11 protein-coding genes and 1 pseudogene are annotated in these 10,691 nt (G+C 74.0%); 7 read left to right on the top strand and 5 right to left on the bottom strand.

Features of this window, described 5'->3' with window-relative positions:
- The 5 genes and pseudogenes from CCN29_RS33125 to CCN29_RS33105 form a co-directional block, all read right to left on the bottom strand.
- Positions 1–535: pseudogene (locus CCN29_RS33125) on the bottom strand (hypothetical protein); the annotation flags it as partial.
- A gap of 33 nt (positions 536–568) precedes the next feature.
- Entirely contained in the window at positions 569–1,582 is a 1,014-nt protein-coding gene (locus CCN29_RS33120) for a C40 family peptidase (RefSeq protein WP_006136626.1), read from the bottom strand.
- A gap of 212 nt (positions 1,583–1,794) precedes the next feature.
- Positions 1,795–2,835, bottom strand: a complete 1,041-nt coding sequence (locus CCN29_RS33115) for a C40 family peptidase (RefSeq protein WP_031019578.1) — start codon at positions 2,833–2,835, stop codon at positions 1,795–1,797.
- Between the two features lie 231 nt (positions 2,836–3,066).
- Complete coding sequence (locus CCN29_RS33110; protein WP_086686195.1) at positions 3,067–4,410, bottom strand: NYN domain-containing protein; 1,344 nt, start codon at positions 4,408–4,410, stop codon at positions 3,067–3,069.
- A 65-nt stretch (positions 4,411–4,475) separates the two neighbouring features.
- Entirely contained in the window at positions 4,476–4,715 is a 240-nt protein-coding gene (locus CCN29_RS33105; RefSeq protein WP_006136623.1) for a hypothetical protein, read from the bottom strand.
- Positions 4,716–4,871: 156 nt separating this feature from the next.
- On the opposite strand from CCN29_RS33105, the gene CCN29_RS33100 reads away from it, so the two are divergent.
- From CCN29_RS33100 to CCN29_RS33070, 7 genes are all read left to right on the top strand, one after another.
- Positions 4,872–5,609 carry a rhomboid family intramembrane serine protease gene (locus tag CCN29_RS33100; protein WP_006136622.1) on the top strand — a complete coding sequence of 246 codons (738 nt, stop codon included), beginning with the start codon at positions 4,872–4,874 and terminating at the stop codon, positions 5,607–5,609.
- Positions 5,606–5,887 carry an Lrp/AsnC family transcriptional regulator gene (locus CCN29_RS33095; protein WP_006136621.1) on the top strand — a complete coding sequence of 94 codons (282 nt, stop codon included), beginning with the start codon at positions 5,606–5,608 and terminating at the stop codon, positions 5,885–5,887. The genes CCN29_RS33100 and CCN29_RS33095 overlap by 4 nt, the downstream gene beginning before the upstream one ends.
- Before the next feature lie 160 nt (positions 5,888–6,047).
- The gene (locus CCN29_RS33090; RefSeq protein WP_031019581.1) at positions 6,048–6,341 is read left to right on the top strand and encodes a hypothetical protein; all 294 of its coding nucleotides are present in this window, start codon (positions 6,048–6,050) and stop codon (positions 6,339–6,341) included.
- Positions 6,283–7,767: a sensor histidine kinase gene (locus CCN29_RS33085; RefSeq protein WP_442538647.1), complete on the top strand. Its 1,485-nt coding sequence runs from the start codon at positions 6,283–6,285 to the stop codon at positions 7,765–7,767. The genes CCN29_RS33090 and CCN29_RS33085 overlap by 59 nt, the downstream gene beginning before the upstream one ends.
- Entirely contained in the window at positions 7,764–8,426 is a 663-nt protein-coding gene (locus tag CCN29_RS33080) for a response regulator transcription factor (protein WP_031019583.1), read from the top strand. Before CCN29_RS33085 ends, CCN29_RS33080 begins: the two co-directional genes overlap by 4 nt.
- Before the next feature lie 57 nt (positions 8,427–8,483).
- Entirely contained in the window at positions 8,484–9,899 is a 1,416-nt protein-coding gene (locus tag CCN29_RS33075) for an SLC13 family permease (RefSeq protein WP_039988978.1), read from the top strand.
- A gap of 13 nt (positions 9,900–9,912) precedes the next feature.
- The coding region (locus CCN29_RS33070; protein WP_143661453.1) for a glycerate kinase at positions 9,913–10,691 on the top strand (779 nt) is incomplete at its 3' end.

The raw sequence follows: 10,691 nt of genomic DNA, 5'->3' as shown, positions 1-10,691 counted from the left end.
CGGGCACCGCCCGGTCGGCGAGCTCCGCGTAGTCGCGCAGGACCCGCTCGGACTGTCCGACGCCCAGTACGAGGCTGCGCTCGCCGCGTACGGCCTGCGCGCGGCCCTGGTCCCACAGCTGCTGGCCGGACTTCTCGGCCGGGCGGTCGGACTCGACCGACCAGTGGCCGTCCCGGTCCCGGCTGAGGCTCAGGGTGCGGGCGGTGACGACCGGGGAGCGGTCGTGGCCGTCGACGCGGTAGCGGAGGTCGGCGGCCGCGGTGGCGCGGTCACCGGTGCGGTCCAGGTCGGTGAGGCGGTAGGACCAGTCGGCGAGGGGCACCGCGCGCAGGTTGTCGAAGCCGTCGCGGGTGCCCGTGCGGGCGTAGGCGGCGGCGTCCCGGGCGAGGACCGCCTCGGCGCGCCGGTCGAGCAGGGACTGCACCTCCGCGCGGGCGGCGTCCACGGCGGGGCCGCCGCCGCATCCCACGAGGGCGGCGAGCAGCAGGCACAACGCCGCCACCGCCGCCTGCGACACCCGCGTTCGACCGGCCACCTTTCCGAGGGTACGGGCGCGGGCCCGCGGGAGTCAGACCCTGGTGACCGAGGAGACCGGCATCATGCCGACCGGGTCGTAGCGCACGGGGGCGCCCGGGTAGGGCGCGTGGATCACCTGGCCGTCGCCCATGTACATCGCGACGTGGGAGGCGTCGGAGCGGTAGAGGACCAGGTCGCCGGGGCGGGCCTCGGACAGCGGGACCTGCCGGCCGGCGTACCGCTGGGCCTGCGAGGTGCGCGGCAGGGCGACCCCGGCCTGTGCGTACGCCCACTGGGTGAGCCCGGAGCAGTCGAAGCCGGCGGGGCCGTTGGCGCCCCACACGTAGGGCCTGCCGAGGGCGGAGCGGGCGGCGGCGACGGCGGCGGCCGCGCGTCCGGAGGCGGGGGCGCCGCCGGGGCCGAGCAGGTCGGTGCGGCCGGACCGGGAGGCGCGGTCCCAGGCGGCCCGTTCGCCGGCCGGGAGGGCGGCGAGCATCCTGCGCGCCTCGGCGAGCTTCTTCTCCACCGTCCGCTTGTGGGTGGCGGCGGCCTTGCGGCTGCGTTCGAGGGCGCCGAGGCGTTTCGCGGCCTCGGCCCGGTCCTGGGACAGCGACCGCAGGGTGCCGCGGAGCCTCTTCAGCTCGGCGGTCCGGTGGACGCCGATCCGGTCCAGGACGGAGGCCTTCCGGAGGTAGTCCTCCGGGTCCTCGGAGAGCAGCAGGGCGAGGGCGGGGTCCAGGCCGCCGGAGCGGTACTGGGAGCCGGCGAGCGAACCCAGCGCCTCCCGCATGGTGTTGACCCGCTGCTGCTTGCGGGCGATGGCGTCCTGGGCGTCGGCGATCTCCCGGCGCAGGGCGTCGGCGCGCTCGTCGGCCGCGTTGTAGGCCTCGGTGGCCTTCTCCGCCTCGTGGTGGAGGCGGTCGACCTCGGCCCGGGTGTCCTCCTGGGGCGCGGCCGTGGCCGGTACCGCGCCGAGGGCGGTGGCGGCCACGGAGAGCAGGCCCAGGGCGAGGGCGGTGCCCCGCTCGGGCCCTGAGGACGGTGCGGTACGGCGATGGGACCCCACGGGAAGTCGCGCTCCTTCCGCTGGCGGACAGGGAAACGCGGCAGACAGTAGCCGCCGGGACCCCCATGAGAGTCACGGCCAGGGCGGCACACACGGTGACGCCCCGCCGTTGACCTGGGTCGAGGCGGGGCGTGGAGGCGGAGCGGGGCCGCCCGGAATCCCTCGAACGGGGGCATCCGGGGCGGTGCCGGGTCGGATCAGGTCGGGTCAGGTCAGACGCGGACGCCGAACATGAACGGGCCGCCGATGGTGTTCATCGACTCGTAGCGCACGACGGTGCCGGTGCGGGGGGCGTGGATGATCTGGCCGTTGCCCGCGTAGAGGCCGACGTGGTGCAGGTCGTTGAAGAAGAACACCAGGTCGCCGACCTTGAGCTGGTCCACCGAGTAGATCTTGGTGCCGGCGCCGGTCTGAGCCTCGGAGGTGCGCGGGATGCCGACGCCTGCCTGCGCGTACGCCCAGGAGGTCAGGCCCGAGCAGTCGAAGGAGGAGGGGCCGGTGGCGCCGTACACGTACGGGGTGCCGAGCTTGCTCTGTGCGGCGGCGAAGGCGGCGGCGGCGCGGCCGGAGCCGGCCGGGACGTTGACCGAGAGGGCGTCGCGCTCGCTGGCGCGGGTGGCGCGGTTCTGCTCGTCGGCGAGCTGCGCCTTCTCCGCGGCGGTGAGGCTGTTGAGCAGCTTCTGCGCGGAGGCGAGCTTGCCCTGGACCTCCTCCTTCTTCTTGCCCAGTTCGGCCCGGGTGGAGGAGAGGTCCTTGAGCTTCTCGGCGGCCTCGGCGCGCTGCTGGGCCAGCTCGCGCTGCTTCTCCTGGATCTTCTTCAGCGAGTCGACCTGCTGGGCGCTCAACTGGTCCAGGGTGGACGCCTTGTCGAGGTAGTCGTCCGGGTCGGCGGAGAGGAAGAGCTGGACCGAGGGGTCGATGCCGCCGCTGCGGTACTGGGCGCTGGCCATCGAACCGAGGCCGTCGCGCAGGTCGTTGAGCTCCTGCTGGCCCTTGGCGACGTTGTCCTGGAGGGTGGAGATCTCCTTCTGGAGCTTCTCCTGCTTCTCCTTGGCCCCGTTGTACTTCTCGGTGGCCTGCTCCGCCTGCTCGTAGAGCTTGTCGACCTTGGCCTTGACCTCGTCCTTGCTCGGCTTCTCGCTGGGGGCCGCGTTGGCGGCCTGCGAGCTCATGACGACGGCGGCAGCGGCGGCCGTGGTGAGCACGGTCACGCGTGCGCGGCTCGGCTGCTTGGGACGACGGTGGGACGCCACGGAGACGAGCTCCTTCTCGAGAGTGATCGCGCGAGCGAGGGTTCGAAGGCTGACCCTAGTGATTCTCTTGTGATCAGTTCAAATCCCTGGGCGCAAAATCTCCGCTACAGCGCGTTTATTACGTGACAACTCACCTGCAGTGACGCCGCCTTGACGCTACGTTGCGTGACGGTTCCGTCAATTCAGGCATTACCCCTGTACGTTGCACGAGGGACGGATGTGCATCAGGTACTAGGAAAGCCTTTTGAGGAGCACGGCGGATGCGACGGGGCGCGCGCCGGCGCGCGCGACCCCGTCGGCGACCTCGCGGTCGGTGGAGGCGACGATGACCGGCCGCCCCGGCGGCTCAGCGCGCACCAGCTGGCGGATCAGCTCGTCGGCGGTGACGCCCGGCTTGGAGAACAGCACCCGCACCCCGCGCGGCGGCGCCAGCAGCACCGGCGCGGCCAGCTCGGCGCCGTCGAAGACGCAGGTGACCTCGGCGCCGGTCTGGGCGGCCAGCTGGGCGAGCTGGCCCAGCAGCCGCAGCCGCTGCTTCTCCAGCGGCATCTGCGGATAGCCGGTCTTGGTGACGTTGTAGCCGTCGACGACCAGATGCGCCTGCGGGAGGGCGAGGAGCTGGTCGAGGACGGCCGGGTCGTCCTCGGACAGCGCGCGGGCGGCGATGTCCTTCGGGGTCATCCGGCCCGGCTCCACGGCGTCCACGGTCTCCGCGGGCCGTACGGACACGGGCGGCAGTGCCAGTTCGCGGCGCAGCCCCTGGGCGGCGTCCAGCACGGTGTCGAGCAGCAGCCGTACGCGCATGTCCTCGACGCTGCGGCCCTCGCGGGCGGCGCGGCGGGCGGCCTCCAGCGCGGCCTCGGTCTCCCCCAGCCGGGCCTTCAAACGCCGGGTCTCGCTCTCGGCGGCGGACACCTGGGCCTGGCCCTCGGCGCGCACCGCCTCCATCTCGCCGCGCAGCTTGCGCAGGGCGGCCTCGCCGCGCTTGACGTCGGCGAGGGCGGACCGCAGCTTGCGGTGCAGGGAGTCGGTCTCCTTCTTCGCCGCGTCCAGCTCGGCGCGCAGCCGCTCGGTCTCGGCGCGGGTGTGGTCGCGGGCCCGGTCCAGTTCGGCGCGCAGCCGCTCCAGCTCGGCGCGGGTCTCCTCGTCGGCGCGCTCGGCGTCGGCGCGCTGCGCCTCCTCGCCGGCGGCGGTGACCAGCTTGACCCAGCCCGGCGGGCGGAGCACGTAGGCCGCGGCCGCCACGTCGAGCGGGTCCGCGGCCGGGGGCGGCGAGCCGGAGTCGAGGGCGCCGGTCAGCTCCGGTTCGGTCTCTCTGAGCTTCTCCCCGATCCGCTGCCGGAACAGCGGATCGGTCTCCAGCGCCGCCGCCATCGCGTTCCCGGCGAACTTGGCGCGGCGGGTCGGGGTGAACCGGGCGTACTGCCGCAGCTGCGCGGGCAGCTCGGCGACGGTGAGTCCGCCGAAGCCGTCCGCGACGATCTGGACGACCCTGCGGCGCACCCCGTCGGGCAGCGGACGGTCGAGCACCTCGGCGGCGCCGTCCTGCGGCCCCCCGCCCGTGGTCTCCACCATCCGTCAACACCCCAATGCCTGTGTGCGGCCCGTCCGCGGGGCCGCCGTCAGCGGGCCGCTCCCTCTCAGGAGCCGGCGCCCGGCCTGTCCACGAGTTCCACCTGGTCCACGGCGTTGCACCAGCGGCACCGCACCGACTCGACCGTCTCGTCGAGCACCTCGCGCTCCTCGACCCTGGGCTCTCCGGCCAGGTCGAGGTGCACGTACTCGACGACCTTCGACGAGCGGGTCACGTCGAAGCGGGTGAGGTTGCCGCAGAGGGTGCAGCGCCACCGCGTCGAGGCGGTCGGCAGAGGAACCGTCATCGTGGCTGTTCGCCTTCCTTCCAGTGTCCGTGACGCACCGGGCTGCCGGTGCGTGTGGCTCGTAACCCTACGGCCTGCCGGACCCGTGCCGCCCGCCCGTCCACGGCGGCGAGGCGATCCGCACGGTTACGTCCGGTTACGTCATGCTCTGTAGCCATGATCCGCAACTGGACCGCGGCGGCCGCCGGAGCGCTGAGGACCACGCCCGCCCCAGTCACCCGCACCCTGATCGTGCTGTGCTGCCTGGTCTTCCTGATCGGGCCGGCCTCCGGGCTGCACCCGGCGTACGGCTCCGGGGAGGAGCTGCTGTCCGCGCAGCGGGACTTCTTCCGCCGCTGGGGCGTGATCCCCGCAGACCTGTTCGACGGGTCCCCCGCGGCGGCCCTCACCCCGGCCACGGCGCTCTTCGTGCACGGCAGCTGGGTTCATCTGCTCGGCAACATGCTGTTCCTCCAGGTGTTCGGGCCGCTGACCGAGGCGCGGATGGGCCGGGTGCGGTTCGCCCTGTGCTACGCGGGCTGCGGCTACCTCGCCCTGCTGGGGTACGCGGCCGCCAACGCCGGCTCCGGGCGGCCCCTGGTCGGGGCGTCGGGAGCGATCTCGGCGCTGCTCGGGGCGTTCCTCTTCCTGTTCCCCCGGGGACGGGTCACCAGTCTCCTGCCGTTCGCCTTCTTCCTGCCTGTGCGGCTGCCCGCGTGGGCGGTGCTGCCGTTCTGGGCGGCGCTCCAGTGGGCGGCGGCCGGGCGCACCGCGGAGGGCGGGCCGGGGGTGGCGTATCTGGCGCACCTGGTGGGCTTCGGCCTGGGGTTCGGCTGCGCGTGGGTGTGGCAGGGGCGGGCGACTACAGTGAAGTCCGCCCCTGCTCCGGCCCCCGAGGGAGAGAACCAGCCGTGATCACCGCGATCGTCCTCATCAAGACCAGCGTGGACCGGATCCCCGAGATCGCGGAGCAGATCGCCGCGCTGGACAGCGTCAGCGAGGTCTTCTCCGTCACCGGCACCTACGACCTGATCGCCATGGTCCGGGTCCGGGAGCACGAGGACCTGGCGGAGGTCATCCCCGGGCGGATCAGCAAGATCCCGGGCGTCGAGGGCACGGACACGCACGTGGCGTTCCGCACCTACTCCCAGCACGACCTGGAGGCGGCGTTCGCCATCGGCCTGGACAGCTGACGCCCTCGCGGGGCGCCGCCCTGGACCCGCTCCTCGCTCGGCCGGGAAGTGCGGCGGGGGATCGCAGCCGGGAATCGCGGCCCGGGATCGCGGCCGAAGATGAAGAGTTCTTCATCGGGGCCTCATCCAGAGCCCCGGGTACGCGGCACAGGGTGGAGTCATGGCCTTCACTCGCCGGATGGCGGCCCTCGCCGCCGTCGTACTGATCCCCCTGGGCGTCGCCGCGACCAGCTTCGCGCTCGCCGACAGCCCCGAACCGCCGAAGGTGCCCCCGCGGGTCGAGCTGGACAGCGGGTCGCCCGCGCCGACGCCGGCGGCGACCCGGCCCGATCCCACGCCCAGCGACGAGATCGTGTCCCCGCCCGCGGTGACCGACGGACCGACGGACGACGACGATGACGACGACCAGGGCCGGGACCCCGCGGACGACGGACGCGACCGGGACGACGGCTGACCGGGGCCGCAGGCGGCTCTCCGCCCGGGTCCGCATCCTGCTGTGGCTGCTGTTCGTGATGGCGGTCGCGCTCACCTCGGTCGCCGCCACCACCCGCTCCTTCCTGCTGCGGGACGTCGACCACCGCTCCAACGGGCTGCTCGCGCAGGAGAGCGGCGAGTTCGCCGCGTTCGAGGAGAGGGGCCTGGACCCGGAGACCGGCCGTCCGTTCACCGAGCCGGACCGGCTGCTGAAGGTGTTCCTGGAACGGCAGTACGCCGACCCCGACGAGGAGCTCATCGGCCTGGTGGCCCGGCCCGGCGGCGACCCGGCGCAGTTCATCCAGCCCCGCGACCTGCCCGTCGCGCTGCCGCTGCACCGGGACGCCGACGCCCGCCGCCGTATCTTCGACTCCCCCGACCCGTCCGGGGTGCTGCACCGGCCCGAGGGCGAGATCCGCTGGGCGAAGGTGGCCGTGGCCCGGCACGGCGACGGCGATCCCGAGGCCGCGTTCGTCGTGGCCTTCCACCCCGAGCGCGAAGTGGCCCGCGTGGACGAGGTGTTCCGGGTGCTGCTCGCCATCTCCGGGGTGGCGCTGCTGCTGACCACCGGCATCGGCTGGGCGGTCGCCGGGCGGATCCTCCAGCCCGTACGGCTGGTGCGCACCGCCGCCGCGCAGCTCACCGAGCAGGACCTCACCCGCCGCATCCCGGTGCGCGGCCACGACGACATCGCCGCCCTCGCCGAGACCTTCAACGCCATGCTGGACCGGCTGGAGCGGGCCTTCGCCGCCCAGCGCCAGTTCGTCGACGACGCCGGCCACGAACTGCGCACCCCCATCACCATCGTGCGCGGCCATCTGGAGCTGATGGGCGACGACCCGGCCGAACGCGAGGAGACCGTCCGCCTGGTCACCGACGAACTGGACCGGATGAGCCGCATCGTGGAGGACCTGCTGCTGCTCGCCAAGGCCGAACGGCCCGACTTCGTCACCCCCGAGCCGGTGCAGCTCGCCGAACTCACCGCCGACGTCTACGTCAAGGCCCGCACCCTCGGCGACCGCGACTGGCGGCTCACCGAGACGGCCGACCGGGAGACGGAGCTGGACCCGCAGCGCATCACGCAGGCGATGGTGCAGCTCGCGCAGAACGCGGTGCAGCACACCACGGCCGGGCAGACCATCCGCATCGGCTCCCGCGCGGAGGGCTCCCGCGTCGAGCTGTACGTCGCCGACTCCGGACCCGGCGTCCGCCCCCACGACCGGGAGCTGATCTTCGAACGCTTCCGGCGCGGCACGTCCCGGCGCGGGGCGCGCGGCTCCGGCGCCGGTCTCGGCCTGTCCATCGTCAAGGCCATCGCGGAGGGCCACGGCGGGCAGGTCCGGCTGCACGACACCGAGGGCGGCGGCGCCACCTTCGTACTCACCCTGGAAGAGGCCCGCGGATGAACCGGATCCTGATCGTCGAGGACGAGGAGCGCATCGCCTCCTTCGTGGAGAAGGGGCTGCGCGCCAACGGTTTCACCACCACCGTCGTCGGGGACGGCGAGGCCGGCCACGAGTACGCCCTCACCGGGGGCTTCGACCTGGTGGTGCTGGACATCGGGCTGCCCGGCCGGGACGGCTTCACGGTGCTGCGCGAGCTGCGTGAGGCGCGGGTGACGACCCCGGTGATCGTGCTGACCGCCCGGGACTCGGTACGGGACACCGTGGCCGGTCTGGAGGGCGGCGCCGACGACTGGATGACCAAGCCGTTCCGCTTCGAGGAGCTGCTGGCCCGGATCCGGCTGCGGCTGCGCACGGCGGCCAGGGCGCCGGAGGTGACCGTGCTGCGGTCCGGCTCGCTCAGCCTGGACCTGCGCACCCGGCGCGCCCGCGCGGACGGACGGACCGTCGACCTGACGGCGCGTGAGTTCGTGCTGCTGGAGCTGTTCCTGAGGCACCCGGGCCAGGTGCTGTCCCGCGAGCAGATCCTCTCCCACGTGTGGGGCTACGACTTCGACCCGGGCTCCAACATCGTGGACGTGTACGTGCGGGCGCTGCGCAAGAAGCTGGGCGCGGACCGGGTCGAGACGGTCCGCGGGATGGGCTACCGCCTCCCCGGGTGAAGTTCCCTTCATCTTCGGCTCATCGACGGCTCACGGCCCGGGTGGATCGTCGATGACGTGACGTTGACCCCCCGGCTGACCGCCGCCCTGTGCGTGGCCCTGTCGCTGTGCGCCCTGCTCGCGGTGCCCGGCGCCTTCCCCGGCCTGAGCGGGGACGCGCGCCTCACCCTCGCCGTGTTCGCGCTGGCGACCTGCGCCTGGATCGGTACGCCGATCGACGACACGTACATCGCGCTGGGCGCCGGACTCGCGCTGACGGTGACCGGGGTGATCAGCAGCGACACCCTCTTCGGCACCCTCGGCGACTCGACGGTGTGGCTGCTGATCTGCGCGTTCGTGCTTGCGGCCGCGGTCGCCCGGACCGGGCTCGCGGGCCGCGCGGCGGCCTTCCTGGTCGGCGGGGCGCGCACGGTACGGCAGCTGACGCACCTGACGACGGCGGCGCTGGTCGTCACGGCGTTCGCGGTGCCGGCCACCTCGGGGCGGGCCGCGCTCGCCCTGCCGGTGTTCCTGGCCCTCGCCAAGGCCCTCGCCGACCGTACGCGGCTGGTGGTGATGCTGGCGCTGCTGTTCCCCACGGTGATCCTGCTGTCCGCGGTGGCGACCCTGATCGGCGCGGGCGCCCATCTGATCACCGTGTCGGTGCTGTGGGAGGCGACCGGGGAGCGGGTCGGCTTCACCGAATGGCTGCTGCTCGGGCTGCCGCTGGCCGTGGCGTCCTCCCATCTCGCCGCCGAGACCGTGCTCCTGACCACCACCCGGCGCGCCGACCGCACCGGCCCCGTGCGGATCACCGCCGAGGAGATCCAGCGGCACAGCGACCGCCCGGTCACCGGCCCCTGGACGCAGAGAGAGAAGCGGTGCGCCCTGCTGCTGGCCACGGTGGTCGCCCTGTGGTGCAGCGAGCCCCTGCACCGGGTGTCCCCGGCCGTGGTCGCGCTGATCGGCGCGGTCGTCGCCGCCTCCCCGGCGCTCGGCACGGTCCGTCTGAAGGACGCGCTGAAGACGGTGCCGTGGTCGCTGCTGCTGTTCATGGCGGCGACGATGGCGATGGGCGTGGCGCTCGCCGAGTCCGGTGCGGCGGACCGGCTGGTCGGCGGACTGCCCGCGGACATCGGCCCGTTGACCTTCCTGGCGCTCGTCGTCGCCGTCAGCACGGCCGCCCACCTGGTCCTCCAGTCCCGGTCCGCGCGCTCCTCCGTCCTGGTGCCGCTGGTGGTCGCGGCGGCCGTGACGGCCGGGGTGAACCCGGTGGCGGCGGCGCTCGCGTCCACCGCCGCGGCCGGCTTCTGCCACACCCTGCCCGCCTCCGCCAAGCCGGTCGCGCTCTTCGCGGAGATCCCCGGCACCCCCACCTACACCCCGCGCGACCTGCTCCGGCTGTCCGCCGTGCTGGCGCCGCTCACCGCCGCGCTCGTCCTGCTGTTCGCCGTCACCGTGTGGCCCGCGCTGGGCGTGCCGGTGACCCCCTGAGGAGTACGCAACCATGCTGAACCGAGTCGTCGTCGCCCCCAGCGGCTTCAAGGAGTCGCTGTCCGCCCCGGCCGCGGCCGACGCCATCGCGGCGGGTGTCCGCCGGGTGCTGCCGGACGCCGAGATCGACCGTGTCCCGCTGGTGGACGGCGGGGAGGGAACCGCCGCCGCGCTGGCCCGGGCGACCGGCGGCCGGCTGGTCGCCCTGGCCGCCACCGGGCCGGTCGGCGAACCGGTCGGCACCCACTTCGCCCTGCTGGGCGGGCAGGACACCGCGGTGGTGGAGATGGCGGCGGTCGCCGGTCTCTCCCTGGTCCCCCGCACCCGCCGCGACCCGGGCGCCACCACCACGTACGGCGTCGGGGAGCTGATCCGCGCCGCGCTGGACCACGGGGTGCGGCGGATCCTGGTCGGCTGCGGCGACTCGGGCACCTCGGACGGGGGTGCGGGGGCGCTCCAGGCGCTGGGGGCACGGCTGCTGGACGCGGACGGTGCGGAACTGCCGTTCGGTGGACGGGAGTTGTTGCGTCTGGCGCGGGTCGACGCGGCCGGGCTCGACCCGCGTCTCGGGGAGGTGGAGCTGGTCGTCGCCTGCAACCCGTACAACGTGCTGTGCGGGGAGCGGGGCGTGGCGCGGGTGTTCGGGCCGCAGAAGGGGGCGACCCCGCGGCAGGTGGTCGAGCTGTCGGCGGGGCTGGAGAACTGGGCGCGGGTGCTGACCCGCGACCTCGCGGTCACCGGGGTCGATCTGCGGCTGGGGCGCGGTACGGGCGCGTCCGGGGGGCTGGGGGC

Source organism: Streptomyces pseudogriseolus, from assembly GCA_002154585.1.
Classification (GTDB): domain Bacteria; phylum Actinomycetota; class Actinomycetes; order Streptomycetales; family Streptomycetaceae; genus Streptomyces; species Streptomyces pseudogriseolus.
The sequence above is the reverse complement of the archived record's forward strand: the minus strand, read 5'-3'. Positions and strand labels throughout refer to the sequence as shown.